Genomic DNA, 24,121 nt, shown 5'->3' with positions numbered 1-24,121 from the left:
ACAACTCCGCACCTCAGCGCGCCGGCGCAAGGCCGAGAAACGCTTCGACTTCGCCGATCCAGCGGCGGACGGACGCATGGCGGCCGAGATCGAAGCCCCCTTCATGCGCAACACGCGTATAGGCGAGCAGCGACACGTCGGCGAGCGAAACCTCATCGCCGGCGAAGAAGCGGCTGGAGGAGAGATGCTGCTCCATGCGGTCGAGCGCCGCATAGCCGCGTTTGACCTTCTCAGGATCGAGCTCGGATGCATCCTTGCCCAGATAGACGAGGAGGAAACGGCACACCGCGATATAGGGCTCGTGGCTGTACTGCTCCCAGAACAGCCATTCGTCCATCTTGGCCGCAGCAAAGGCGTCGCGCGGAATGAGCGTACTGTCGCGGGCGAGGTAGCGGATGATGGCGTTGGACTGTGCGAGCGTGCGGCCGTCGTCGAATTCGACGGTCGGCACCTGGCCGGCGCCGTTCATCCTGAGGAATTGCGGCGTGCGCGTCTCGCCCTTGCGCGTGTCGATCTCGATCCACTCGTAGGGCACTGCGAGCTTGTCGCAGACCCACTTCACTTTCAGACAGTTTCCGGAATTGCTATCGCCGTAGATCTTCATCGCTGCCGCCCCGTCTTCGGGCGACAGAGCATCAGGACAGAGGGAATCTGTCAACAGGAGGCGGGCGGCTCAGAACTTGTAGCCGAGGCCGACGCGCGCGTTGTTCAGCGTGACCTGCGTGTTCATGACGGGCGAGAATTGCACATACTCGTATTCGACGCGCGCGAACAAGCCGGCCCACAGGCAATATTCCAACCCGATGCCGGCGGTCCAGCCAGGGACAAAGGCGTTGGTCTTGTGCTGGCCCTGCGTCTGCGATTGCGTCGGGACGGCGCTCGTCGTTCCCGGCACGACCGTCGTGTTGCCGAACGCATCCGTGACGGTCGTATCCTGGCGGAACGTGACGTTGCTCGTCACCGTGCGCGAGACGTCCATGCGGCCGACGACGGCACCGGCAAAGACATAAGGCATGAAGTCGCCACCGTCCCAGCCCACACGCCCGCGCAGCGTGACCACGTCCTTGACCTGCGCCGTGGCAGCGCCGGTCAACGACACGCCCCAATGATTGGTGGCGCCTGCAGGCACCACGTCGCCGGGCGGGTTGATGATGTCGAGCGAGTTGAAGCCGCTCGACGACGCCTTGAGGTTGTTGAAATAGGTGTAGGTGCCTTCGAGACCGAGAATGGCATCGTACCACTGCCAGTTGCGACCGACGAAGCCGCCGAAATTCGTGCCTTGCGCAGTGTTCTTGGACAGAAGCGACCACGACGAGGTCGGCCCCTGAAGCACGCTGTCGCGGAAGATGTAGCTGGTCAAGCCGACCACGCTCTGGCCGAAATCGGACGAGTCGGTCGTGTAGCCGAAGTGACCACCGACATAAACGCCATCCCAGTTGTGGCTCGTCTTCGACAGGCCGTCGGTGAAGCCGCCGCGCAGGACGGGCAGATCCGGCATGTCGGCCGCGTGCGCGGCAGACACCGTCCCCAACATCGCCGCTGCCAACAAAAGCCTACGCATCGCAACGCTCCATCGACTCTAACTTTCGCTCGTGATCATGCCTCGTTAACCTTAACCAATGGTTGCGGTAGGCAATTTCGTCAGTGCGAGCCGTGAAAAATGCGCAAAGCAAAACGGCGCGGGATGATCCCGCGCCGTTAAGAGACGTTAAGCGATGAGGCTGACGATCAGCCCTTGGTGACGAGCGGCGGCGGCATGTAGGCCGGCGGGCTGTTGAGATCCCAGCGCACGCCGAGCTTGATGTCGTGCGAGGTGATGTCCTTGATCTTGATCGAGGTCGGGCCGGAGGCGCTATTGTCGAACAAGCGGTAGTTGCCGGGCGCGGCGTCGCCGAGGTTCATGTAGCTGTAGGCGAGCTCGACGGTGAAGCCGGGATTGACCTTGTAGGCGAGACCGGCATGGGCGGCCCAGGCGAAGTTCCACTTGCCGCTATCGGCGAAGTAAGCGACGCTGTTGTTGAGCCCCGGGCTGTATGAAACGCCGTCGTCACGGAAGCCGCTGATCTTGTTGTAGGCGCCGCCAACACCGGCACCGATGAACGGCGTAATGCACCACCAGGTGCCGAGGTCGACGTAGGCGTTGGCCATGACGACCCACTCGGACTTGCTGCCGCTGTAGTTGTTGGAGCCGACGAAGCCTGGCCCGATGACGTTATCAGCACCATGCAAGGTGGCCTTGCCCCGGTACTGGCCGATCACGTCCGCACGAAACCAATTGTTGAAGCGATAGCCGACGCCGAGACCGAACAGCGGCGACGAGTCGAAGCCGAGTCCCTCCGTCGTCTTTTGATACCCAGCCGGCAAGGCGGCGTCGATGCTCTTGGCGCGCTGGTTGGTCATGCCGATGTCGCCACGCAGATACCAGCCGCCGAAGTCGGCGGGCGGGGCCGGCGGCGCGTACATGGGAGGGGGCGCGGCGATCGGCATATCGGCGGCGAATGCCATCGACGAGATCAGGGTTGCCGCACTTGCGGCAAGCAGAGACTTAACGCTACGCATTGCTTCGTCCTTTTGGCCGGTGAGGCAAAGACGGGCGCCCCACGTTCTGGAAACTCACGAGCCGGACGATGGCAGCAAATGTTTAAGCGCCACTTAACCCTAATTTTTAAGGTTGATTTTTTCTCACCGCGCACGCGGATGCGGCGGCAGCGTTGCAAAAATGCAGCGCAGGTCGCGCCCGCATTTGCTAACGATGTATGAAGCTGCAATGCAGCGAGTCAGAATGCGTTAACGCACGTGCCGCGGCAGCTTGGGCAGGAATACCGCGAGCAGCCCGATCGCCGGCAGCCAGGCGCAGACCTGGTAGACGAACTCGATCGAAGTGTGGTCGGCGAGCTCGCCGAGCACGGCGGCCCCGAGACCGCCGATGCCGAAGGCGACGCCGAAGAACACGCCGGAGATCATGCCGAAGCGGTGCGGCACCAGCTCCTGGGCGAACACGATGATCGACGATGTCGTCGAGGAGATGATCAGACCGATGGCGACGCTGAGCACGGCGCTGGCAACGAGTCCGGCATAGGGCAGTGCTAGCGTGAACGGCAGCGCGCCCAGGATCGAGATCCAGATCACGATCTTGCGGCCGAAGCGGTCCCCTAACGGACCGCCGACAAACGCACCCACAGCGTTCGCGGCGAGGAAGATGAAGAGATAGATCTGGGCTGCCTGCGTCGACACGCCGAAACGATCGATCAGGTAGAAGATGTAGTAGCTCGACAGGCTCGAGACGTAGAGCTGTTTTGAGAACAACAGTGCGACCAGCACGAGCAGCGCCACCGCGACGCGGCGCGAGCTCGGCGCGTCGGGATGGGCCTGAACCGTGGCCGTCTTCTTCGCCTTGATCTGCGGCGCATACCAGCGGCCGATGCGCCAGAGGACGAGGATCGCGAGGAACGCGATCGAGGAGAACCAGGCGATGCTGCCCTGACCGAACGGCACCACGATCAGCGCGGCAAGCACCGGCCCCATCGAGGTGCCGAAACTGCCGCCGAGCTGGAACACCGACTGCGCAAAACCGTAGCGGCCGCCGGACGCGAGTCGCGCGATGCGCGCCGACTCGGGGTGAAACACCGCCGAGCCGAGACCGACCAGGGCGGCAGCGACGAGGATGACGAGATATTGATGCGCGGCGCTGAGCAGCAGCAGGCCGAAGAAGGTCGAGGCCATGCCGATCGCCAGCGAATAGGGCTGCGCCTTCTTGTCGGTGTAGTGCCCGACGACCGGCTGGAGCAGCGAGGCCGTGAACTGGAAGGCCAGGGTGATCATGCCGATCTGCGCGAAGTCGAGCGCGTAGGTGTCCTTCAGGATCGGATAGACCGAGGCGATCAGCGACTGCATGGTGTCGTTGAGGAAGTGCGAGAAGCTGATGCCGGCGAGCACGATGTAAGCCGGCCCTGCCGCCTTGGCGGCGGCGGGCGTCACGTCGGCGACGACGACGGGCTCGGTCAGCGTTTCCTCTGAGACGACGACAGGCTTGTTCAAGTCAGCAATCCCGGCGCGGCAGATTGCCGCGACGCGCTGATTACGATGATGGCGGCCGCCGAACCACCGCCAATCGTCGATGGCTGGGATGCGCGGCGTGGTCGGTGTTCACCTCTCCCGACGGGAGAGGTCGGATCGCATCGCAAGATACGATCCGGGTGAGGTGTTACGGTCTCACTGAGTGCTGCGGCCCCTCACCCGGATTGCACTGGACGATGCTTCGCATCGTCAGGCGCAATCCGACCTCTCCCCGCTGGGGAGAGGTGAACGACCGCATGCGGAAAAACAGTTATCCTTCACGCCGCAGCCTGGCCGAGCGCCAGGACGATGGTGTCGACGACGTCCTCGATCAGGATGCGGTCCTCGCCTTCGCCCATGACGCGGATCACGGGCTCGGTGCCGGAGGAACGGATCAGCAGACGGCCGTGGCCGTTGAGGCGCTTCTCGCCGTCGGAGATCGCCGATTTGACGTCGGAATCGTCGAGCGGCTTGCCGCCCTTGTGACGGACGTTCTTGAGGATCTGCGGCAGCGGATCGAAGCGGTGGCAGACTTCCGAGACCGGCCGGCGCAGCTTCTGCACCACGGCCAGCACCTGCAAGGCAGCCACGAAACCGTCACCGGTGGTGGCGTAGTCGGACAGGATGATGTGGCCGGACTGCTCGCCGCCGAGATTGTAGCCGCCGTTCAGCATCTGCTCGAGCACGTAGCGATCGCCGACCGGGGTGCGCACGAGATCGAGCCCCTGCCCTTTCAGGAAGCGCTCGAGCCCGAGATTGGACATCACGGTGGCGACGATGCCTGGGCGCGACAGGCGTCCGTCCTCTTTCCAGCTCTGCGCGATCACCGCGAGCAGCTGGTCGCCGTCGACGATGTGGCCGCGCTCGTCGACCAGGATGACGCGATCGGCGTCGCCGTCCAGCGCGATGCCGATATCGGCGCGCATCTCGCGCACTTTCTTCGACAGCGCTTCCGGCGATGTCGAGCCGCATTCCTTGTTGATGTTGAAGCCGTCGGGCTCGACGCCGATCGCCACCACGTCGGCGCCCAGCTCCCACAGCGCTTCCGGCACCACCTTGTAGGCGGCACCGTTGGCGCAATCGATCACGACGCGCAGGCCATCGAGCGACAGGTCGCGCGGCAGCGTGCGCTTGGCGAATTCGATGTAGCGGTCGTGCACGCCATCGATACGGCGGGCGCGGCCCAGGCTCGCGCTTTGTGCGAGCCGCCTGTCGAGAGATTCGTCGAGCAGCTGCTCGATCTGCCTCTCGACGTCGTCGGAAAGCTTGAAGCCCTGCGGGCCGAACAGCTTGATGCCGTTGTCCTCGAACAGATTGTGCGAGGCCGAGATCATCACGCCGAGATCGGCGCGCATCGACTTGGTCAGCATGGCGACCGCCGGCGTCGGCATCGGGCCGACCAGCAGCACGTCCATGCCGACCGAGGTGAAACCTGCGACCATCGCGTATTCGATCATGTAGCCGGACAGACGGGTGTCCTTGCCGATCACGACCCTGTGGCGATGGTCACCGCGCTGAAACGCAAGGCCTGCGGCCTGGCCGACCTTGAGCGCGAGCTCCGGCGTGATCAGTCCGTTGGCGCGGCCCCGAATCCCGTCCGTCCCGAAATATTTGCGGCTCATATCGTCCCCCAAAGGCAACAACCAGGGGATCCCCTCTACAACCACGGGGTGCCCGAAAGGGCCCCGCATCCCTGATTTGCTGAGGGTCTTATAATGCTATCGCGGCTAACTTGGCTTCAAAAAATGTGATGAATCATTACGGAACCGGGGGCGGACCGGCGCAATAAGATCTTGTTAACACTATATTTCCAGCCGGCACGCGGCGCCGGGGCGGAACCCGCCCCTACTTGGTGCGCTTCACATGGCCGTCCGCGCGGCTCGGCGCCGGCTGGGTGACATTGACGGGATCGGAGCCCGGAAAGGTCTCTTCCAATCCCTCTTCCAGCGCCTCCTCGAGATCGCGCTTCTCCTTGATCTCTTCCGGCGAAGGTCCAGCGTGCGGCCTCGTCATTGCGCCCTCCTGCAAAACGTTCTGCAAACGATTTGGCTATGCATCCAACCATGCTAGATGACCCCGAAATCTTCCGATGCAAGACTTCCGAGTAAGACTTCCGAGTAGGACGGGCCGGGGAAAAGACATGAAGCATATCACCTGTATCGACGATCTTCGCACGCTGCATAAGCGCCGCGTGCCGAAGGCGTTCTTCGATTATTGCGACCGCGGCTCCTATGCCGAGGAAACGCTGCGCGCCAACCGCGAGGACATGCAGGCGATCAAGTTCCGCCAACGTATCCTGGTCGACGTGTCCAAGCGCGACACCTCGACCACGATCCTGGGCGAGCCCTCGACCATGCCGCTGATGCTCGCGCCGGTCGGCCTTCTCGGCATGCAGCACGGCGACGGGGAGATCCACGCCTGCCGCGCCGCGCAGGCGGCCGGCATCCCGTTCACGCAATCGACGATGTCGATCTGCTCGATCGAGGACATCGCCGCCAATGTCGAAAAGCCGTTCTGGTTCCAGCTCTACGTGATGAGAGACCGCGGCTTCATCAAGGATTTGATCCAGCGCGCGATGGCGGCCAAGTGCAGCGCGCTGGTGCTGACCGTAGACCTGCAGGTCATCGGCCAGCGCCATGCCGACATCAAGAACGGCATGACGGTGCCCCCGGAGTGGTCGCTGTCGAAGCTGCTCGACTTCGCCAGCAAGCCGGCCTGGGTCTCCGGCGTGCTGCAAGGCAAGCGTCGCACCTTCGGCAACATCGCAGGTCACGTGAAGAACACCGAGGATCTCAACCGGCTCGCCGAATGGACCGCATCGCAGTTCGACACGTCCTTGAACTGGAAGGACGTCGAGTGGGTCCGCAGCATCTGGCCGGGCAAGCTCATCATCAAGGGCATTCTCGACGTCGAGGACGCCGAGGAAGCCGCCAAGACCGGTGCGCAGGCGCTCGTAGTCTCGAACCACGGCGGCCGACAGCTCGATGGCGCGCCGTCCTCGATCGAGGTGCTGCCGGAGATTGCCGACGCGGTCGGTGACAGGATGGAGATCATGTTCGACGGCGGCATCCGCTCCGGCCAGGACGTGATGCGCGCGCTCGCGCTGGGCGCAAAATCCTGCATGATCGGCCGCGCCTATGCCTATGGCCTGGGTGCCGGCGGCCAGGCCGGCGTCGCCAAGGCGATCGACATCATCCAGAAGGAGCTGCTCACGACCATGGGCCTGTGCGGCGTCAACCGGATCGACGAGATCGACGATCATATCATTGCGGTGTGAGGCGTCTGCCGGGACGCCGCAACCATGTCCACTGTCGTCCCGGATCCGCGCTGACGCTTGTCCGGAACGACGGCGGCATTTAAGGCGGCAGTTGCGGCTCTCGCATCCCTCACATCGGCGGCGTCAGGCCGTCGCGGCCGACGCTGACGCGGTTGGTCTCGAACGAACCGTCGGGCAATTGCTTCATGAAGGCGATGACCTTGGCACCCGGCTTCAACTCGGATTTGTCGCTCGGCACGAAGGTCACCACCGGCGTGTTGTCGGCGACGAACACCTTCTTCTCGCCGTCCTTGTACTTGACCAGCAGCGTATGACCGTCATTGCCGACGACGCTTTCGGCCACGGTCGCATTGGTCATGCTGGAGTTCGGCTTGAGGTCCCAGGGCCGGGAGCCCTCGCCGGTGCCGCGCATGCTCTCCGGAAACACGTGGACCTCGACCGCGTTCTGGCCGCCGTGCGGTCCCGGCACGGTGGTCGCACCGATGAACGAACCCGGCTTGATGTCGGCCAGCGAAATCCTGGTGATCCCCGACACGTTCACGTCGGAGGCGATGTGAAGCTTGACGTCTTCGCCGCTGCGCGACTTGACCTGCATGGTGTCGCCATTGACGCTTTCGATCGTGCCGCGCACGCGCGTCGGCACCGGCGCCCGCTGGGCAAAGGCGCAGTAAGTCGAGACGGCCACCATCGCGACGGCGATCAGCGGACGTGTGAAAGTTGCACGTTGAACAGACATGACGGTCTCCGATTGCCCCCACGGGATAGAGAACTCCGGAAGACCGCGCGCTATTCTCTCAAGTCTTCGTGAGATCGGCCTCGACCAATGCGCGCAGCTCGGCCGTGACCTCGGGCCGGCGGCCGAACCACAGCTCGAAGCCGCGCACCGCCTGATGCAGCAGCATGCCGAGCCCGTCGGCGGTCTTCAGGCCGCGCGCCGTTGCTGCGGCCAGCAGCGGCGTCACCAGGGGAACATAGACGAGGTCGGCAACGACCGCCGCTTGCGGCAGGCGCGCGACATCAACATCGAGCGAAGGCTGGCCGTGCATGCCGAGCGAGGTCGTGTTCACGAGAAGTTTTACGCGCGGCAGCACGTCGCTGATCGCGTCCCAGGGCAGCGGATGCACGCTCGGCCCGAGCTGCTTCGCCAGCGTCTCGGCCCGTGCGACGGTGCGATTGGCGACATGCACGCACTTGATGCCGCGTTCCAGCAGGCCGAACACGACCGCGCGCGCGGCGCCTCCGGCGCCCAGCACCAGCGCCTCCTCGGCCGCTTCCCAGCCGGGCGCGCCGGCGTCGAGATTGTTGATGAAACCCTCGACATCGGTATTGGTCGAACGCAGCTCGCCGTCGGCAAACCAGAGCGTGTTCGCAGCGCCGACCGCCTTTGCGCGGGCGTCAGGCGTCGACAGCGCCAGCACGCCTTCCTTGTGCGGGATGGTGACGTTGGCCCCGACGAAGCCGCGGAGCGACAGCCGCAGCACGAAATCGCGCAGATTCTCGGGCGGCACCGCCTCGATGACGTAGCCGCCTTCGATGCCGAGCGTGCGCAGCCAGTAATGATGGATCAGCGGCGAGCGCGAATGCGCGGCCGGCCATCCGATCAGACAGGCTGCAGGAGCCTTGGTCAGGGTCATCCGTCCCTCAGGAAGTGTGGGAGGCGATCCATTTCGCGTCCCGCAGGCCCTGTCAAGACGCCGGCTCGCGAGGTCGCGGCAGGGTCGGTCAGATCGGCCGGCGCGATAGCAGCGCCGTCAGCTCGCGGCAGCCTCGTCGGCGGCCCGGCTCTTGATGTCGGCGATGGCGCGCTCGAGGCTCGTGCGATAGCGCGCGCGCGGCGGCGTCACGCCATGGGTGAGCAGCGCGCGGCGGACCGTGGGCGAGGCCCCCGTGATGAACAGCCTGATGCCCTGGCGGTGCGCCTTGGCGGCGACGCGGCCGAGCACGTTGGCCGCGGTCGAATCCAGGAACGGCACCGCGGCGAAATCGACCACGAAGGCCTTGCGCTTGTCGGCGATCCCGTCGAGCACGCCGCCGATCGCCGAGGCCGCGCCGAAGAAGAACGCACCGCTGATCCGATAGACCAGCACGTCGGGATCGACCGCGAGAGCGGAATCGTAGGGAACGCGATCGCCATTGCCGTCATCGGGGCGATCGGCCGCCACCAGCGGCGTGCGCTCCTCGATGCCCGTCATCTCCGCCATGCGATGGATGAACAGCACCGCGCCGAGCGCGAAGCCGACCAGGATGCCCTCGGTGAGATCGCGGAAGACCGTGAGCAGGAAGGTCGCGAGCAGCACGACGGCATCGCCCCATGACGAACGCAGGAGCGTGGCGAATTCGTGCTTCTCCGCCATGGTCCAGGCCACCACGACCAGCACCGAGGCGAGCGCGGCCAGCGGAATGTAGCTCGCCAGCGGCGCCGCGATCAGCATGAACAATAGCAGGAACACCGAATGCAGCATGCCCGCGAGCGGGCCGCGCGCGCCGGCGCGGATGTTGGTGGCGGTGCGTGCGATCAGGCCGGTGACGCAGATGCCGCCGAACAGCGCCGAGCCGACATTGGCCGCTCCCTGCGCCACCAGTTCGCAATTGGAGCGGTGACGGCGGCCGGTCATGCCGTCGGCGACCACCGCCGACAGCAGCGATTCGATGGCGGCCAGCAGCGCGAAGGCGATCGCATCCGGCAGCACCGCTCTTGCCTTCTCCAGCGAGAACGCCGGCAGCGCGGGCGAGGGCAATTCGCGCGGAATACCGCCGAAGCGCGAGCCGATGGTCTCGATCGGGAGCGACAGCAGCGCGCTCGCGATCGCCGCAAACACGACCGCGATCAGAATGCCGGGCCAGGACGGCCGCCAGCGGCGCAAGCCGGCGATGATGGCGATGCTGACGATGGCGACAGCGACGGCGGACGGATTCACGGTGTTGAGGCCGCCGGCGAGCGCCATGAGCTTCGGCACGAACTCGCTGGGCTCTTTCCCTGCGAGCGTGATGCCCGAGAGATCGCGGAGCTGGCTGGCGAAGATGATCACGGCGATGCCGGCGGTGAAGCCGACCGTCACCGGATAGGGAATGAACTTGATATAGGTGCCGACCCGCAACAGCCCTGCGGCGATCAGGAACAGGCCCGCCATCATGGTGGCGAGGATGACGCCATCGACGCCCTGACGCTCCGCGGTCGCTGCGACCAAAACGATGAACGCGCCGGCCGGTCCGCCGATCTGGAACCGGCTGCCGCCGAGCAGGGAGGCGATGAAGCCGCCGACGACGGCGGTATAGAGACCGCGGTCCGGCGTCACGCCCGAGGCGATCGCGATCGCCATCGACAGCGGCAGCGCGACGATCGCAACCGTCAGGCCGGCGAAGACGTCGGCACGGAAATCCGCGACGCCGTAGCCTTCGCGCCAGACGGTGACGAGTTTTGGCAAATACAGTTCGGCGAAGGTCGGCTGACGCAGCTGGTGCAGCTTGGCCGCTCGATCCGTTGTGATGCTCATGCACAATGCTCCGAAGCATCGTGCGTCCCGTGTTGCCGAGGTGCGACGATGCGCTTACCCATTCTGATCCCGAGCACGATCAACGCCCGATCATGCTCCGACGCGGCGCGGCGGCCCCGATTCCTTCAGGCGAACGCCACGCCCGCCGCCGTCGCTGCGAGCCTGCTCGCCGATCAGCTCGATGCCGGCCCGGTCGAACGCCTCGACCACCTTGATCAGGGTCTCGACCACGCCACGAACGTTGCCGGTAGAGGCCTCCATCCGCTGGATGGTCGGCAGCGAAACGCCGGCAAGCTCGGCCAGGGTTTTCTGGTCAATGCCGAGCAGCGCCCGGGCTGCGCGCATCTGGAACGACGTGATCACCTTGGCCTCACTTATCAGCGCCTATATCTGATATCTAAAACATATACAATGATGTATAATACATCACTCAAGTCCGAGTGCAAGAGTCTGCCCGTGTGTCTCCTCCGTCACTGCGAGGAGCTCTCGCGACGGAGCAATCGGACCGCCTTCTTCGAGACTGGGTTGCTTCGCGGCACGCGCAGCAATGACGAGGGAAGAGCGTTCACCCGGACGGAACGCCGCACTCGTGGACACAGCCCCTCACACCCCCTCCCCGTCAGGGTGTTCAGGGCGGGGAGAGGGTGTGAGGGAGGGGCACCTCCCCTGCGGATCACGCCGCGTGCTGATGCGCGGCGATGATCTGGTCGGCGGCGCGGCCGGTGACCTCGGCCATGTGGTCGAACTGCCGGGTGAAGCTGCCGGCGCCGGCAGTAGCCGAGCGCAGCTCGACAATCAGTTCCCCGATTTCGGCTTCGGGCATCATGGCGCGGACACAGTCCCAGCCGCTCCAGCCCTCGCGGGTGTCGAAGCCGAGAATCTGGCCGCGCCGCGCCGACAGGATCGCGTTGATCTTGGCAGTGGCGTCGGTCGGGCAGACGATCTCGACCATGTGGATCGGCTCCAGCAAGACCGGCTGGCATTGCGGCAGGCCTTCGTTCAACCCGGCCCGCGCGGCCGTACGGAAGGCGAGATCGGAGGAGTCGACGCTGTGATAGGAGCCGTCGGTCAGCGTCACCTCCACGTCGGTGACGGGGAAGCCGAGCGGGCCGCGCGCCAATCCGTCGACGACGCCTTCCTCCACCGCCGGGATATAGTTGCGCGGTACCGCGCCGCCCACGACCTTCTCGGCGAACCTGAAGCCGTCGCCGCGCGGCAGCGGCCTGATGTCGAGCACGACGTCGCCGAACTGACCGTGGCCGCCGGACTGCTTCTTGTGCCGCCCGCGCTGGGTGATCGGCTTGCGGATGGTTTCCTGGTAGCCGATCCCCGGCGGATGCGAGGTGACCTTGACGCCGAAGCGATCGCGCAGCCGCTCGCCGGCAACGCGCAGGTGCATCTCGCCCTGCCCCCACAGCACGGTGTCATGGGTCGTGGCGTTCTGCACGACGACGAGTGACGGATCCTCCTCATGCAGCCGCGCCATCGACTGGCCGAGCTTGACGTCGTCCTTGCGATCGACGGCCGCGATCGAGATCGCGAGCACCGGCGGCGTCGGCTCGATCGTGATCAAGGCCGCGGGCGGCGTCTTGCCGTTCGACACCGTGTCGCCAGTCTTGATCGCATCGAGCTTGGCGAGCGCCACCGTGTCGCCGGCTTCGGCCGAGGCACGCTTGGTGTCGTAGGCGCCGTTGACGGCGAGGATGCCGGAGATGCGCCCCAAGCCCCCGGAGGCGGATTGCAGCGTCGCTCCGTCGTCGAGATGGCCGGCAAGCAGGCGCGTCAGCGACAGCTTTCCGCCATGCTGCGAATGCAGTGTCTTGAAGACGTAGCCGAGCGCGTCCCTGGTCTCGGGAACGCCGAGACGTTTCGCCGTCTGCGCGATGCCGGGCGCCTCGTGGCGCAGCGCCTTCATCAGGCGCAGCACGCCGTTCTCGCGCGCAGCCGAACCCAGCAGCACCGGGCAGATAAACCCTTCGCGCAATTCGCGGGCGAGATCGTCGAACACGGCATCGCGCGGCGGCTGGATGTCCTCGAGCAGTTGCTCCATCAGCGCATCATCGTGATCGGCGAGCTTCTCCAGCATCGAGAAGCGGGCTTCCTTCTCGCGATCGAGATCGCCGCCTTCGAGCGCCATCACCTCGGAGGCCTTGTGCTCGCGATAGATGAAGGCGCGTTCCAGCGCGAGATCGACGAAGCCTTCGATCAGCTCGCCGTTCCAGATCGGGATCTGGCGCAGCACCAGCGGCACGCGCGAGGCGGGCTGCAGCATTGCCAGCGTCTCGCGGATACGCTGGCTGGCGCGATCGATCTTGTTCAGGAACAGGAAACGCGGGATCTTCAGCTCCTCCAGCTCGCGCAGGATGATCTGAAGCTGCGGCAGCTTCTTCTCGTCGGCCTCACAGACCACGATTGCGGCGTCGACCGCGGGAAGCGCGGCGCGCATGTCGTGGGCAAACTCGACGGAACCGGGACAATCGAGGAAGGTGTAGCTGTCGCCCATGAAGCTCGTGGTCGCGGCAGTCAGCCCGACGGTCATCTTGTGATGACGGGCCTCTGGTGTGGCATCGCCGACGGAAGTTCCGGCATCGACGCTGCCAGCCCGCGGGATTGCGCCCGTTCGCGCCAGGATTGCTTCGAGAAGTGTGGTTTTACCGCTTTGGAAAGGGCCCACCAGCGCGATGCACCGTGGACCTCGGGGACTTCTGACGTCTTGTCCCATTCGCCGCCTCCTTGGTGTGGAGCTCGGCCCGTGATTGGGTCGGCAAACGCCGATGCTCTGCCCCTCCCCGAGATTTGGCAAGCATCAAACGTCGCTGCGGTGCGTCGTCATCAAGTCTTGATGACTGTAGAGATCAGATGTGGCCTCGAGCCCAATGTTCCACCTCTCTCGGTGAGAGGTGAAGGCAGCAGCACCGTCGTCAGGCATTATCGCCCCGGACGAAGTTCCAGGCTTTCCAGGCCGGCGGCGATGTTGAGGCCGACCTGGCCCTGCACGCTGAGCGGCTGGAGCGCGATCGAGTTGTTGGAGCCGCCGACCAACACGTTGCCTCCAAGTCCGACACCGACCGAAGCGCTGCCCTGCGCGCCCGCGTAATTGCCGGAGAGGTCGCCGGGGCCGAGCCGGTCGACCGGCGCGAACACGCCCCAGGCCAAGGCCGTCTCCTGGGTGATGCCGATGTCGAGGCCGACTTTGCGGATGGTCGCGACGTAGCGGTCGTCGGGCAAGCCGTCGGCGCGCAGCACGCAGCCGAGATGGGTCACCGATCCCACGATGAAGCCGACACTGGCGCCGCCGCGGCACTCGAGCACGCCGACCCGCGCCATGCGCTGCTGCGCGCCACTGTTCGCGACGGAGGCAAGGAGGCTGGTGGCGGCGAGCCCTGCGAGGAGGAACGAACGGCGCATGAAATATCTCCGGCGATGATATGATGCGAGCAGAGAGAGCGCCCCACCCGTGTTGCGTGATGGTCTATGCCACAACAGCCTTGGTGGTGCCAGATCGCGCACGAGGATAAGCGTGCAAACAACTAAAAAGGCCCGCCAGAGGCGGGCCTTTTCGATGTCTTGTCGCGGCCGAGCCTCAGCGCAGATTGCCGCAGAAGCGCTGGATGCGTTTGCAGGCGTCTTCGAGGTCCGAGGTCTTGGTCGCGTAGGAGATGCGGAACGCAGGTCCCAGGCCGAAGGCCGAACCCTGCACCACGGCGACGCCTTCGGTCTCCAGGAGCTCCGTGACGAACTGCTCGTCGTTGGAGATCACATTGCCCGACGGCGCTTTCTTGCCGATGGTGCCGGCGCAGGACGGATAGACGTAGAACGCGCCTTCGGGGCGCGGGCACTCGATGCCGCTCGCCTGGTTGAGCATGGAGACGACGAGGTCACGCCGCTCCTTGAAGACCTTGTTGTTGGCGGGAATGAACTCCTGCGGACCGTTCAGCGCCTCGACCGATGCCCACTGCGCGATCGAGCACGGGTTCGAGGTCGATTGCGACTGAATCGTTGCCATCGCCTTGATGAGATGCGCCGGACCGCCGGCATAGCCGATACGCCAGCCGGTCATGCAATAGGCCTTGGAGACGCCGTTCACGGTGAGCGTGCGGTCGTAGAGACCAGGCTCGACCTGCGCGACGGTGGTGAACTGGAAGTCGTCATAGACGAGATGCTCGTACATGTCGTCGGTCATCACCCAGACATGGGGATGCTTCACCAGCACGTCGGTGAGTGCTTTCAGTTCCGAACGCGTGTAGGCAGCCCCCGTCGGGTTCGACGGCGAGCACAGGATGACCCATTTGGTCTTCGGCGTGATCGCACGCTCGAGCGCTTCTGCCTGGAGCTTGAAGCCGGTCGCCGCCGTGCAGACCACCGGCACCGGCTCGCCGCCGGCGAGCGCGACCATCTCGGGATAGCTGACCCAATAGGGCGCGGGAATGATCACCTCGTCGCCCGGATTGATGGTCGCCATCAGCGCGTTGTAGAGCACCTGCTTGCCGCCGGTGCCGACGATGATCTGGTTCGGCTTATAGGCGACGCCGTTCTCGCGCTGAAACTTGGCGATGATGGCTTCCTTCAGCTCGGGGATGCCGTCCACCGCGGTGTACTTGGTCTTGCCGGCCTCGATGGCGTGGATCGCCGCCAGCTTGATGTTGGCGGGCGTGTCGAAATCGGGCTCGCCGGCGCCGAGGCCGATGACGTTGCGGCCAGCCGCTTTCAGCGCGCGTGCTTTATCCGTGACCGCGATGGTCGCGGACGGCTTCACACGGTCGAGCGCAGCGGCAAGGAAGGACATCATCATCTCCTGGCGAGCGTCGTGAAGCCTTTCGCCTCACGACTCCAATTGTGGGAATGAGCCACCCTAAAACGTGCGCCGCTGCGCCGCAAGAAACTTCGGCCCGATCTCGGAAAAGTTTACGGATTCACGCGGTTGGAGGGCATGATTCACCGCAATATTCCGGAACTTTGCCGCCGAAACCCCTCATATCCGGCAAGGCTTGTCCTCGGAGCAATTTTCGGCAGCTCGCGATCGAACAGACGGTCGTCATGCCCGGGCTTGTCCCGGGCATCCACGTTCTTCATGCCGTGTGGCAAGAGGTGGATGGCCGGGTCAAGCCCAGCCATGACGATGCAGAAGCATAGGCGCCTCGCCCGATCATCTCTAGCGCGCTCCACCTGCTTCACGATCGCGCCGCGCAATCCCACCACATGTTGACGCAAGCGTGAGCTGAATTGCATGGTCGCGCGGAAATGATCTTCCACAACATTGCGGTGCGGCAAGGTTTTCGAGTTTTTCTATTGGCCGGCTCTTGCGGCGGATTCGCATCGGCATCATTGTTTAGCCGCCTCGCGGGGCAACGAGCGCCGCGTCTTTCCGTCCTCGGATTCGAACTGCAGAATGTACAAGCTCTATTCGATGCAACGATCGGGCAACAGCTACAAGGTCCGCCTTGCGCTGGCCCTGCTCAACCTGCCTTACGAAGCGCTGGAGGTGGACATTCTGCGCGGCGAGAGCCGCACGCCGGACTTTCTGAGCAAGAACCCGTCGGGACAGGTGCCGCTGCTCGAGGTCGGCGAGGGCCGCTATCTCGCCGAGTCCAATGCCATCCTCTGGTACGTCGCCGTCGGGACGCCGCTCGCGCCGGAAAACCGCATCGACCGCGCCGAGGCGCTGCAATGGATGTTCTTCGAGCAGCACGCGCTCGAGCCGAACATCGGCGCCGCCTATTTCTGGCTGTCGCTGGTCAAGGGCGGCCGCGATCTCCAGACCCATTCGCTGGAGGACTGGATGGAGCGCGGCTATGGCGCGCTCCAGGTGATGGAGAACCATCTCAAGACCAACGCCTATTTCGCCGCGCGCCAGCTCACGGTCGCCGACATCGCGCTGTACGGCTACACACACCTGGCCGACCGCTGCGACTTCGATCTTTCCACCTTCCCGGCGATCCGGGACTGGCTCAAGCGCGTGGAAGCCGCGCCCGGCTTCGTGACCATGGACTGGCGCCCGGCCGACATCGACGACCCCGCCAGCATCGCGGCAGGCGCCTGACGGCTCGCCCCGCTCCGGCGGAATAGCGGGTACAAGGACTATCCTTGCCGCATTCCCGCCATTTTTGGCGCGATAGCCGCCGCAATATTGCCGGTTGAAACTGGGAAATTCCGGAGAGTCGCGGGTGATTCGCTCGCGTGTTGAAGGATTTAGACCATGATACGGGCGTCCGGCACGGCAGGCTTTCAGAGCCCACCCGCTACCGTCGCGTCTTCCCGGCTCACCCATGCGGTCGCGGCCTCGCTCGCCGTCGCCGCGCTCTCGCTGTGCCTGATCGTCACCCTGACGGTGCTGTCGACCAAGGCGACCATGGCGATGGGCCTGCCGGTCTGATTCCCGTTTCATCCTGGACCTGCCTTCAGGGCGCCGCGCGGCCCGCGCCGACCGGCATCGCGACAGGACGTCGATGAAATCACCTGTGGTAGTCGTTGCAATCACCCTGACCGCGGCCATCCTGGTCGCGGCGTCGCTGTTGATCATCGTCGGCACGCGCAAGGGCACGGGGACGTCGACGCTGAATGCGCCGACGCTGCAACAGCGCGTCAAGCACGCGCACATGGTCTAAAATCATCCGAAAGCTCTAGGCTTGCACGCAAGCGCGCCTTAAGCACGCTCCACGAAATCGCAGCACTGTGGCGCAACAATCAGTCAGTGTTGCGCCCTTACCTCGTTCGTGAGGAGCGAGACTGGTCCATGCGGTTCGGATGGCGCGCGATCTCCGGTCCGGTGCTGGCGGCAGCGGCCCTGCTGCTGGCAATGTTGTTCGATCGCCTTTCCCCCGCCCCCTCGCCCGCGCCGCTGCTCGTTTGCATCGTGGCTTTCGCCGGCGCGCTCGCGGGTCTCGCCTCCGCCATGACGACGGCCGCCGTCGCGGTGATCGGCGCGGCGTTGTTCTTCCTCAACCGCCACGGCGTTTCCGGCTATGGCGCCGCCGATCTGGTCCGGCTCGGCCTCCTGACCGTCACGGCTGTCGGCACTGCCGGCATCACCGGCCTGATGCGCGAGCGGCTGCTCGGCACGTTCGCGGCCGAGCGCCGGAGCCACGCCACGGCCGCGCGGCTGTCGGCCGCGCTCGACCAGGTCGATATCGGCATCGTGCTGCTCGATGCCGAGACCCGGGCCGAATTCATCAACCGCGCATTCCGCGATTATTTTGCGGTGCCCGACCAGATCGCCGAGAGTAAGCCGCCCTTCATCGCGCTGATGTATCACGGCCGCGACACCGGCACGTTCGAGCTGCCGGAGGACGAGCTCGGCACCTTCATCGCGCAGCGCATGGAGATGGTGCGGGTCGGCGATGCCACCCCGATCAACATCGAATTGCGCAACGGCGAGGTGCTGCGCTTCGTCTGCACCGCGCTGCCCGATGGTGGACGCATGCTGAGCTACACCCCGGTGACCGACCTCGTGCGCCACACCGACGCGCCGTCACGCGCCGACTACTACCGCTCGCTGCGCGACCCCACGAGCCGCAGGCTGATCCGGTACCTGCGCGTCGCGGAGTGATGCGACGGCGCGATTGATCGGCAGTGCGACCATCACGTATGAAGGACGCTTCATCGATCGCGGGAATTTCACATGTCGCTCACCATTCGCGCCGTCACGAGGCAGGACTACGAACAATGGCTGCCGCTGTGGGACGGCTACAACGCCTTCTACGGCCGCTCGGGCCCGACCGCCCTGGCGCCCGAAATTACGAAGATGACGTGGCAGCGCTTCTTCGATGCCTATGAGCCGATGCACGCGCTGGTCGCCGAGGGCGACGGCCGCCTGCTCGGGCTGACGCATTACCTGTTTCATCGCAGCACCACCGCGATCGAGCCGTCCTGCTATTTGCAGGACCTGTTCACGCTCGAGGCCGCGCGCGGCAGGGGCGTCGCCTCGGCGCTGATCCATGGCGTCTATGAGCGGGCAAAGCTCGCGGGATCGCCGCGCGTGTACTGGCAGACGCATGAGACCAATCTCACGGCGCAGCGCCTGTACGACAAGGTCGCGGAGCGGTCCGGCTTCATCGTCTATCGCAAGATCCTCTGAGTCATGGGTCCGGGAGCCCCTGTGGATAACTCCGCCTGTCACCCGCGCGTAACATAGCAAGGCTACGCTGCATCTGCGTCTGGTCAGGCCCCCGTCACCGATCAAGCGCTCCAAAGCGGTCCCCGTCAGTCGCCGCGTCTGACAGGGGCCGCATTTTTTTGTCCGGGATTGTCTGCATGGCAGCAGCGCAGGCATCAGCTTGCTGATGCGGCGCACGGTGGGCACAATGTGCCGCTGCTCATCTGACAGGATCTCTCATGGAAATTCGCAATCTCGGCGCCTCCGGCCTTCGCGTGTCTGCGGTCGGGCTTGGCTGCAACAATTTCGGCCAGCGCACGGATCTGGAGACCTCGCGCAAGGTGATCCATCGCGCGCTCGATCTCGGCATCACGCTGTTCGACACCGCCGACATCTATGCCGGGATGGGCGGCTCGGAGACGGTGCTCGGCACCGTGCTCGGCGACCGCCGCAAGGACATCGTGCTCGCCACCAAATATGCCAAGCCGATGGCGACCGACGGCACCAGGCAGGGCGCCTCGCGCCGCTACATCATGGATTCGGTCGAGGCGAGCCTGAGGCGGCTCAAGACCGACTACATCGACCTCTACCAGCAGCACGATTACGATCCGCTGACGCCGATGGAGGAGACGTTGCGTGCGCTCGACGATCTCATCCGGCAAGGCAAGGTGCGCTACATCGGCAACTCCAACTTCCCGGCCTGGCGGATCGCGGAAGCCGAGTTCACCGCGCGCGCGATGAATGTCAGCCGCTTCGTCTCCTGCCAGGACGAATACTCACTGCTGGTGCGCGATATCGAGAAGGACCTGCTGCCGGCTGCGCAGGAGTACAGGCTCGGCCTGTTGCCGTTCTTCCCGCTCGCGAGCGGCCTGCTGACGGGCAAGTACCAGCGCGGCGCGGCGGCCCCCGCCGACACGCGCTTTGCCAAGGCGCCGGCGCTGCGAGACCGTTACGTCACGCCGCGCAACGAGGACATGGTCGAGAAGCTTCAGGCCTTCGCCAAGGCGCGCGGCCATTCGATGCTGGAACTCGCCTTCTCCTGGCTCGCCGCGCGCCCGCAAGTGTCAAGCGTGATCGCCGGCGCCACGCGCGTCGAGCAGGTCGAGGAGAACGTGAAGGCGATCGCCTGGAAACTCAGCGCAGATGAGATGGCGGAGATCGACAAGATCACTCTGGGCTGAGCTCTGCGGCGCGCTACCTCGCGCCGCGCCCCACCGTCTGCACCACCTCGAAGCCCTCGAACTGGGGATGGCCGAGATAAAGCGGCTTGTTGTCGCCCGCCCGATGATGCGCCGCGCGAAACGCCTCCGACTTGGTCCAGGCCTCGAACGCGGCGTGGTTCGCCCACACGGTGTGGGAGGCGTAGAGCGTGTGGTCCTCGAGCTCGGGGCCCCTCAGCAGATGGAATTCGACGAAGCCCGGCACCTTGTCGAGATGGGTGTCGCGCGAAAGCCAGACCTGCTCGAAGGCGGCCTCGGAGCCCTTGGCGACGCGGAAACGGTTCATGGCGATGTACATGGGTGGTCTCTCCTGATGCTCGGCCCATCATGTCGTCATTCCGGGATGCGCCGCAAGGCGCAGGCCCGGAATCCATTTCGCCACGGAACAAGTCGATGAATGGATTCCGGGTTCGCGCTCCGCGCGCCCCGAATGACGGCTAAGCCACCAATCCTTCATCGGCCTTGCGCTTGCGCTGTCGGCAAACACGGTCTCCGCCAGGCGCGATCGGACAGGCCGAACTGGTCCTGCAGCACGCCGTTGGCACGCGCGAGCTCCGCCTTCACGAAGCCGCGCGGGTCGGAGGCTGCGTTGACGAGATCGCCCGACGCGCCGCCGCGGGCGCCGAAGCCAAAGCGGTTGAGCGCGACGAGGGCAGCTCGCGTATCGCGGGCCATCGGTCTGTCCTTCGCGCGTTGGAGCCGCTTTCCTGATGCGTGCGCGGCGCGTAATATACCGCAGCGACAGATGAACCCGGCATGAAAATGACGGCGAAGCTTCGGCGTAGATCATGATAAATCCGAAAGAATCCGCGTTGCAGGAACCACGCCGCCTCGCCTGCTCCCGCTGCGGCACCGAGTTCGGCTGCGACCTCTCGGGAAGCTGCTGGTGCGCGGAGGAGACGGCAAAGCTGCCGATGCCGCTCGAGGGCGAGGATTGCTTGTGCCGGGAGTGCTTGCGGAAGGCGGCGGGCGCCGCTCGCTAAGCGCGAGAACGCATCCGCACTTTCCGTCTCGTCCCGGCGTTCCCCGGGGACGACCGTGGGGAGGGCAGCGTGCCCTACACCGCAAAGCCCGGCGATGTCCGCGCCATTCCATCGAACGCGTCGAGCAGTCTTTCGCGCCAAGCGTAGACCGGATCGTCCGCCTCCAGCAGCTTGAACGGACTGACCACGCGCGCCCACTGGAAGCCGCCGAACACGATGTAGTCGGCGTAGTTCGGCGCATCCCCGCCGAGACAGGGCTGTTTCTTCAAGGTCTGGCGCATCACCTCCAGCGACTTGCGGAACGCGACCACGCCGGTGTCGCGGCTCGCCATGACCTCTTCCAGGCTCTTGCCGCCGAAGCGCGCCTCGCGCGACTTGCGGAAATAGACGGCGTCGACCTCGGCAAGGCTGTTCGGGATATCGGCGACGATCAGCGGAAAGATGCCGCCGACGATGGCGATGTCGCCGAAGGCATTGACCATGCGCGCCATGGCGCGGCCGCCCTCGCCGCCGAACAGCGACGGACGATCCGGAAAATTGTCTTCCAGATAGTTCGCGATCGTCCAGGAATTGACCACGGGCTTGTCATCGTGCAACAGCACCGGGACCTTCTCCGAGCCGTGCGGCTGAAGCGTGCTCTTCTCGGTGAAGCGCCAGGGCAGCGACTCCGCCGACAGTCCCTTGTGCGCCAGCGCCATCCGCGTGCGCCAGCAATACGGGCTGAAGGGGCGCGAAGCGTCGGTGCCGACGAGTTCGTAGAGTTTGAGTGACATGATTGGCGGCCTCCTCATGCTCCGTCATTGCGAGGAGCCCTTGCGACGAAGCAATCCAGACTGCCGCCGCGGACGCATTCTGGATTGCTTCGCTGGCGCTCGCAATGACGATGTGGAGCAATCACCGCCCGTTCGTGCGCAGCAGCCTCTCGCCGTCCTCCGTCACCGCGATGACCAGCCCGAGTCCGGCAACCGTCTCGCGGGCGACGTAGCCGCGATCCGCGGCATCTTCCCAGATGGTGAGGCGCGGGCACGAGGTTTTCCAGGTCGCGATCACCTCGGCATAGGCGCGCGGCTCGCGCGCGACCCATTCGACGAAGTCCAGCACCAGCGGATCGGCGTTGCAGCTCATTGCAAACCTCCCTTGTCGAAGGCGGCCAGCACCGGGGTACGAACCAGGAGCCAGCCGCCATAGGCGATGTAGTAGCAGGCGATGGTGGTGATCAGCTTGTTCGACCAGGTGACGAATTGCTGGTCGGTCATGGCTTCGAGGATGCGCCGCGCCAGCGTGGTGCCGAGCATCGAGGCTGCAATCGCAACGCCGGCGAGCACGGGATCGACGCTCGCCGCCTGATCGATGATGCCGCCGAAATAGACCAGCTTGGTGAAATGGCTGACGAGCTGGCACATCGCCTTGGTCGCGACCTTCTCGCGACGGCCGAAATCGCCGCCGAGGAAGAAGGTGTCGAGCAGCGGGCCGGAGACGCCGGTCATCAGCATCAGGCCCATGCAGATCGTGCCATAGACCGTGCCCTGCCAGAGACGGTCGGGATCGGGCTTGATGTTCGCGGGAAGCAACCGCGCCATGAACGGCGTGGCGCCCAGCATCAGCAGCGCGACCGGCTTGTCCGGCACGTAGCGGGTGAGCGACCACGCCGCGAGCGCGACCGCGCAGCCGACCAGATAATTCGCGACCGGCCGCCAGCGGATATGCGCCCGCCACAGGAACGCGCGCCAGCCGTTCGAGGCCATCTGCGTGACCGCATGCAGCACCATCGCGGTCGGCAACGGCATCAGGGCCAGGAGCACGCCGATCAGGATCAGCCCGCCCGCCATGCCGAACAGCCCCGACAGGAACGCGGTGGCGACCATCAGCAATCCGAGGGCAGCGATCATGAGGAGCGTCACGCGCAGGATCTCCAAGTTCTCGGGTCAGGGACGCAGGCTGCTAAGGTGAACGTGCCTCGCTTGCCCCTTCTCCGCAAACTGAGTTATCTTGCCCTGGCATCAGCTTTCCTGAGGGTCGGACATTTGCGGCGGCTGCTGTTTCTCAACGGCATCAAGGCGTTCGAGGCGGCGGCGCGGACCGGCAGCTTTGCTGCGGCCGGGCTGGAGCTGAGCGTGTCGGCGGCCGCCGTCAGCCGCATGGTGCATCTGCTCGAAGAACGGCTCGGCGTCGCATTGTTCGAGCGCAAGGCCAATCGCCTGGTGCTGACGCAGGCCGGCCGCGCCTATCAAAGCGGGCTGACCCCGATCTTCGATGCGCTGGCGAGCCTCACCGCGCAGGTGACGGCGCCCTCGAGCGTGCGTGTGCTCACCATCGGCGTCGGCCACACCTTTGCGATGCGCTGGCTGATCCCGCGCCTGTCGGAGTTTCGCAGCGAGGAGCCTGACATCGAGGTGCGCTTCACGACCGGCGGCGCGTCGGTGCCGTTCGGCGAGGACTGGAGCTGCGGCATCAAGCTCGGCACCGGCGACTGGCCCGGCCTCGTCGCCGAGCCGCTGTTTGCCGGCGACCTTACGCCGGTGTGCGTGCCCCGCCTCGCGGGCGGCCTGAAGCGCCCGGCCGACCTGAAGGGACCGAGCCTGATCCGCGTCGCGCACTCAGCCGAGGACTGGCCGATCTGGCTGAAGGCCGCGGGCGTTGCGCGGATCAATGCGCGTGGGCCCGAGTTCCAGTTCTACGGCCAGGCGCTCCAGGCTGCTGCCGACGGGCTCGGCATCGCCATGGGCATCCGCCCCTATATCGACGACGATCTCGCTGCCGGCCGGCTGGTGGCACCATTCGACCTCTCGGTGCCCAAGGGCATGCGCTGGTACCTGCTCTATCGCAGCTTTCAGACCGAGCAGCGCGACTTTGCCGCCTTCCGCCGCTGGATCATGCGCGCGGCCTCGGAACCCACCGCCCGCCCCCGCCGGATCGGCCGCGCCGGCGCGCGGAACTGAAGTCTTTTCGACAAGCTTGAGCAAAAAAAGCCGCGTCGCTTGTGAACCGCTTCACATTCT

27 protein-coding genes are annotated in these 24,121 nt (G+C 65.3%); 9 read left to right on the top strand and 18 right to left on the bottom strand.

All coding sequences use genetic code 11. The annotated features are described in order from the left end of the window. Window positions 1-13 precede the first annotated feature (13 nt). The 6 genes from ACSHT2_RS25500 to ACSHT2_RS25475 all read right to left on the bottom strand — a co-directional run bounded on the left by ACSHT2_RS25500 (window position 14) and on the right by ACSHT2_RS25475 (window position 6,069). Window positions 14-604, bottom strand: coding sequence for a glutathione S-transferase family protein (locus tag ACSHT2_RS25500; protein WP_440637256.1), 591 nt, complete (start codon window positions 602-604; stop codon window positions 14-16). 69 nt (window positions 605-673) lie between these two features. Further along, window positions 674-1,561 carry an outer membrane protein gene (locus tag ACSHT2_RS25495; protein ID WP_440637254.1) on the bottom strand — a complete coding sequence of 296 codons (888 nt, stop codon included), beginning with the start codon at window positions 1,559-1,561 and terminating at the stop codon, window positions 674-676. A 167-nt stretch (window positions 1,562-1,728) separates the two neighbouring features. Further along, the gene (locus ACSHT2_RS25490; protein WP_440637252.1) at window positions 1,729-2,559 is read right to left on the bottom strand and encodes an outer membrane protein; all 831 of its coding nucleotides are present in this window, start codon (window positions 2,557-2,559) and stop codon (window positions 1,729-1,731) included. A 228-nt stretch (window positions 2,560-2,787) separates the two neighbouring features. After that, entirely contained in the window at window positions 2,788-4,038 is a 1,251-nt protein-coding gene (locus ACSHT2_RS25485; RefSeq protein ID WP_440637251.1) for an MFS transporter, read from the bottom strand. Window positions 4,039-4,334: 296 nt separating this feature from the next. After that, the gene (gene glmM, locus ACSHT2_RS25480; RefSeq protein ID WP_440637250.1) at window positions 4,335-5,678 is read right to left on the bottom strand and encodes a phosphoglucosamine mutase; all 1,344 of its coding nucleotides are present in this window, start codon (window positions 5,676-5,678) and stop codon (window positions 4,335-4,337) included. 223 nt (window positions 5,679-5,901) lie between these two features. Beyond that, window positions 5,902-6,069: a hypothetical protein gene (locus ACSHT2_RS25475; protein WP_440637249.1), complete on the bottom strand. Its 168-nt coding sequence runs from the start codon at window positions 6,067-6,069 to the stop codon at window positions 5,902-5,904. Between the two features lie 127 nt (window positions 6,070-6,196). Here ACSHT2_RS25475 and ACSHT2_RS25470 point away from each other — a divergent pair, with 127 nt between their 5' ends. Next, the gene (locus ACSHT2_RS25470) at window positions 6,197-7,333 is read left to right on the top strand and encodes an alpha-hydroxy acid oxidase (protein WP_440637248.1); all 1,137 of its coding nucleotides are present in this window, start codon (window positions 6,197-6,199) and stop codon (window positions 7,331-7,333) included. A 109-nt stretch (window positions 7,334-7,442) separates the two neighbouring features. Here ACSHT2_RS25470 and ACSHT2_RS25465 read toward each other — a convergent pair whose 3' ends face one another. The 7 genes from ACSHT2_RS25465 to ACSHT2_RS25435 all read right to left on the bottom strand — a co-directional run bounded on the left by ACSHT2_RS25465 (window position 7,443) and on the right by ACSHT2_RS25435 (window position 15,613). After that, window positions 7,443-8,069 carry a hypothetical protein gene (locus ACSHT2_RS25465; protein ID WP_440637247.1) on the bottom strand — a complete coding sequence of 209 codons (627 nt, stop codon included), beginning with the start codon at window positions 8,067-8,069 and terminating at the stop codon, window positions 7,443-7,445. Between the two features lie 58 nt (window positions 8,070-8,127). Further along, the gene (locus tag ACSHT2_RS25460; protein WP_440637246.1) at window positions 8,128-8,967 is read right to left on the bottom strand and encodes a shikimate dehydrogenase; all 840 of its coding nucleotides are present in this window, start codon (window positions 8,965-8,967) and stop codon (window positions 8,128-8,130) included. A gap of 117 nt (window positions 8,968-9,084) precedes the next feature. Then, window positions 9,085-10,827 (bottom strand): SulP family inorganic anion transporter, encoded by a 1,743-nt coding sequence (locus ACSHT2_RS25455; RefSeq protein WP_440637244.1) that lies wholly within the window; start codon window positions 10,825-10,827, stop codon window positions 9,085-9,087. A gap of 90 nt (window positions 10,828-10,917) precedes the next feature. Beyond that, window positions 10,918-11,190: a helix-turn-helix domain-containing protein gene (locus ACSHT2_RS25450; protein WP_440637243.1), complete on the bottom strand. Its 273-nt coding sequence runs from the start codon at window positions 11,188-11,190 to the stop codon at window positions 10,918-10,920. A 310-nt stretch (window positions 11,191-11,500) separates the two neighbouring features. Next, window positions 11,501-13,549, bottom strand: a complete 2,049-nt coding sequence (locus ACSHT2_RS25445; RefSeq protein ID WP_440637242.1) for an elongation factor G — start codon at window positions 13,547-13,549, stop codon at window positions 11,501-11,503. A gap of 206 nt (window positions 13,550-13,755) precedes the next feature. Then, window positions 13,756-14,235, bottom strand: a complete 480-nt coding sequence (locus ACSHT2_RS25440) for a DUF992 domain-containing protein (RefSeq protein ID WP_440637241.1) — start codon at window positions 14,233-14,235, stop codon at window positions 13,756-13,758. 175 nt (window positions 14,236-14,410) lie between these two features. Continuing rightward, window positions 14,411-15,613: a pyridoxal phosphate-dependent aminotransferase gene (locus tag ACSHT2_RS25435; RefSeq protein ID WP_028176678.1), complete on the bottom strand. Its 1,203-nt coding sequence runs from the start codon at window positions 15,611-15,613 to the stop codon at window positions 14,411-14,413. A gap of 603 nt (window positions 15,614-16,216) precedes the next feature. On the opposite strand from ACSHT2_RS25435, the gene ACSHT2_RS25430 reads away from it, so the two are divergent. From ACSHT2_RS25430 to ACSHT2_RS25405, 6 genes are all read left to right on the top strand, one after another. Then, the gene (locus tag ACSHT2_RS25430) at window positions 16,217-16,867 is read left to right on the top strand and encodes a glutathione S-transferase family protein (RefSeq protein ID WP_440637240.1); all 651 of its coding nucleotides are present in this window, start codon (window positions 16,217-16,219) and stop codon (window positions 16,865-16,867) included. Between the two features lie 156 nt (window positions 16,868-17,023). After that, the gene (locus ACSHT2_RS25425) at window positions 17,024-17,200 is read left to right on the top strand and encodes a hypothetical protein (protein ID WP_319339030.1); all 177 of its coding nucleotides are present in this window, start codon (window positions 17,024-17,026) and stop codon (window positions 17,198-17,200) included. Between the two features lie 85 nt (window positions 17,201-17,285). Continuing rightward, entirely contained in the window at window positions 17,286-17,432 is a 147-nt protein-coding gene (locus tag ACSHT2_RS25420; protein ID WP_197488642.1) for a hypothetical protein, read from the top strand. A gap of 128 nt (window positions 17,433-17,560) precedes the next feature. After that, window positions 17,561-18,373, top strand: coding sequence for a PAS-domain containing protein (locus ACSHT2_RS25415; RefSeq protein WP_440637238.1), 813 nt, complete (start codon window positions 17,561-17,563; stop codon window positions 18,371-18,373). 72 nt (window positions 18,374-18,445) lie between these two features. Further along, window positions 18,446-18,901 carry an N-acetyltransferase family protein gene (locus ACSHT2_RS25410; RefSeq protein WP_440637237.1) on the top strand — a complete coding sequence of 152 codons (456 nt, stop codon included), beginning with the start codon at window positions 18,446-18,448 and terminating at the stop codon, window positions 18,899-18,901. Window positions 18,902-19,158: 257 nt separating this feature from the next. Next, complete coding sequence (locus tag ACSHT2_RS25405) at window positions 19,159-20,100, top strand: aldo/keto reductase (RefSeq protein WP_440637235.1); 942 nt, start codon at window positions 19,159-19,161, stop codon at window positions 20,098-20,100. A 13-nt stretch (window positions 20,101-20,113) separates the two neighbouring features. On the opposite strand, the gene ACSHT2_RS25400 is transcribed toward ACSHT2_RS25405, so the two are convergent. Then, complete coding sequence (locus ACSHT2_RS25400; RefSeq protein WP_440637234.1) at window positions 20,114-20,437, bottom strand: antibiotic biosynthesis monooxygenase family protein; 324 nt, start codon at window positions 20,435-20,437, stop codon at window positions 20,114-20,116. Between the two features lie 155 nt (window positions 20,438-20,592). Then, complete coding sequence (locus ACSHT2_RS25395; RefSeq protein ID WP_440643045.1) at window positions 20,593-20,814, bottom strand: hypothetical protein; 222 nt, start codon at window positions 20,812-20,814, stop codon at window positions 20,593-20,595. A gap of 113 nt (window positions 20,815-20,927) precedes the next feature. Here ACSHT2_RS25395 and ACSHT2_RS25390 point away from each other — a divergent pair, with 113 nt between their 5' ends. After that, complete coding sequence (locus ACSHT2_RS25390; RefSeq protein ID WP_440637233.1) at window positions 20,928-21,122, top strand: cysteine-rich CWC family protein; 195 nt, start codon at window positions 20,928-20,930, stop codon at window positions 21,120-21,122. A gap of 74 nt (window positions 21,123-21,196) precedes the next feature. Here ACSHT2_RS25390 and ACSHT2_RS25385 read toward each other — a convergent pair whose 3' ends face one another. The 3 genes from ACSHT2_RS25385 to ACSHT2_RS25375 all read right to left on the bottom strand — a co-directional run bounded on the left by ACSHT2_RS25385 (window position 21,197) and on the right by ACSHT2_RS25375 (window position 23,023). Further along, complete coding sequence (locus ACSHT2_RS25385) at window positions 21,197-21,895, bottom strand: glutathione S-transferase family protein (RefSeq protein WP_440637232.1); 699 nt, start codon at window positions 21,893-21,895, stop codon at window positions 21,197-21,199. Between the two features lie 121 nt (window positions 21,896-22,016). After that, the gene (locus ACSHT2_RS25380; RefSeq protein WP_440637231.1) at window positions 22,017-22,247 is read right to left on the bottom strand and encodes a hypothetical protein; all 231 of its coding nucleotides are present in this window, start codon (window positions 22,245-22,247) and stop codon (window positions 22,017-22,019) included. Beyond that, complete coding sequence (locus ACSHT2_RS25375; protein ID WP_440637230.1) at window positions 22,244-23,023, bottom strand: TSUP family transporter; 780 nt, start codon at window positions 23,021-23,023, stop codon at window positions 22,244-22,246. The genes ACSHT2_RS25380 and ACSHT2_RS25375 overlap by 4 nt, the downstream gene beginning before the upstream one ends. 123 nt (window positions 23,024-23,146) lie before the next feature. Here ACSHT2_RS25375 and ACSHT2_RS25370 point away from each other — a divergent pair, with 123 nt between their 5' ends. Further along, window positions 23,147-24,061, top strand: a complete 915-nt coding sequence (locus ACSHT2_RS25370) for a LysR substrate-binding domain-containing protein (protein WP_440642928.1) — start codon at window positions 23,147-23,149, stop codon at window positions 24,059-24,061. Window positions 24,062-24,121: the final 60 nt, after the last annotated feature.

This window comes from Bradyrhizobium sp. PUT101 (assembly GCF_052043945.1).
Taxonomy (GTDB): Bacteria; Pseudomonadota; Alphaproteobacteria; order Rhizobiales; family Xanthobacteraceae; genus Bradyrhizobium.
The sequence above is the reverse complement of the archived record's forward strand: the minus strand, read 5'-3'. Positions and strand labels throughout refer to the sequence as shown.

Coding starts and splice junctions, on each gene's coding strand:
- ACSHT2_RS25455 (WP_440637244.1), bottom strand. CDS start 10,827: ATGAGCATCACAACGGATCGAGCGGCCAAGCTGCACCAGCTGCGTCAG.
- ACSHT2_RS25425 (WP_319339030.1), top strand. CDS start 17,024: ATGATACGGGCGTCCGGCACGGCAGGCTTTCAGAGCCCACCCGCTACC.
- ACSHT2_RS25500 (WP_440637256.1), bottom strand. CDS start 604: ATGAAGATCTACGGCGATAGCAATTCCGGAAACTGTCTGAAAGTGAAG.
- ACSHT2_RS25400 (WP_440637234.1), bottom strand. CDS start 20,437: ATGTACATCGCCATGAACCGTTTCCGCGTCGCCAAGGGCTCCGAGGCC.
- ACSHT2_RS25475 (WP_440637249.1), bottom strand. CDS start 6,069: ATGACGAGGCCGCACGCTGGACCTTCGCCGGAAGAGATCAAGGAGAAG.
- ACSHT2_RS25435 (WP_028176678.1), bottom strand. CDS start 15,613: ATGTCCTTCCTTGCCGCTGCGCTCGACCGTGTGAAGCCGTCCGCGACC.
- ACSHT2_RS25385 (WP_440637232.1), bottom strand. CDS start 21,895: ATGTCACTCAAACTCTACGAACTCGTCGGCACCGACGCTTCGCGCCCC.
- glmM (WP_440637250.1), bottom strand. CDS start 5,678: ATGAGCCGCAAATATTTCGGGACGGACGGGATTCGGGGCCGCGCCAAC.
- ACSHT2_RS25390 (WP_440637233.1), top strand. CDS start 20,928: ATGATAAATCCGAAAGAATCCGCGTTGCAGGAACCACGCCGCCTCGCC.
- ACSHT2_RS25380 (WP_440637231.1), bottom strand. CDS start 22,247: ATGAGCTGCAACGCCGATCCGCTGGTGCTGGACTTCGTCGAATGGGTC.
- ACSHT2_RS25445 (WP_440637242.1), bottom strand. CDS start 13,549: ATGGGACAAGACGTCAGAAGTCCCCGAGGTCCACGGTGCATCGCGCTG.
- ACSHT2_RS25460 (WP_440637246.1), bottom strand. CDS start 8,967: ATGACCCTGACCAAGGCTCCTGCAGCCTGTCTGATCGGATGGCCGGCC.
- ACSHT2_RS25410 (WP_440637237.1), top strand. CDS start 18,446: ATGTCGCTCACCATTCGCGCCGTCACGAGGCAGGACTACGAACAATGG.
- ACSHT2_RS25415 (WP_440637238.1), top strand. CDS start 17,561: ATGCGGTTCGGATGGCGCGCGATCTCCGGTCCGGTGCTGGCGGCAGCG.
- ACSHT2_RS25440 (WP_440637241.1), bottom strand. CDS start 14,235: ATGCGCCGTTCGTTCCTCCTCGCAGGGCTCGCCGCCACCAGCCTCCTT.
- ACSHT2_RS25395 (WP_440643045.1), bottom strand. CDS start 20,814: ATGGCCCGCGATACGCGAGCTGCCCTCGTCGCGCTCAACCGCTTTGGC.
- ACSHT2_RS25470 (WP_440637248.1), top strand. CDS start 6,197: ATGAAGCATATCACCTGTATCGACGATCTTCGCACGCTGCATAAGCGC.
- ACSHT2_RS25495 (WP_440637254.1), bottom strand. CDS start 1,561: ATGCGTAGGCTTTTGTTGGCAGCGGCGATGTTGGGGACGGTGTCTGCC.
- ACSHT2_RS25490 (WP_440637252.1), bottom strand. CDS start 2,559: ATGCGTAGCGTTAAGTCTCTGCTTGCCGCAAGTGCGGCAACCCTGATC.
- ACSHT2_RS25405 (WP_440637235.1), top strand. CDS start 19,159: ATGGAAATTCGCAATCTCGGCGCCTCCGGCCTTCGCGTGTCTGCGGTC.
- ACSHT2_RS25430 (WP_440637240.1), top strand. CDS start 16,217: ATGTACAAGCTCTATTCGATGCAACGATCGGGCAACAGCTACAAGGTC.
- ACSHT2_RS25465 (WP_440637247.1), bottom strand. CDS start 8,069: ATGTCTGTTCAACGTGCAACTTTCACACGTCCGCTGATCGCCGTCGCG.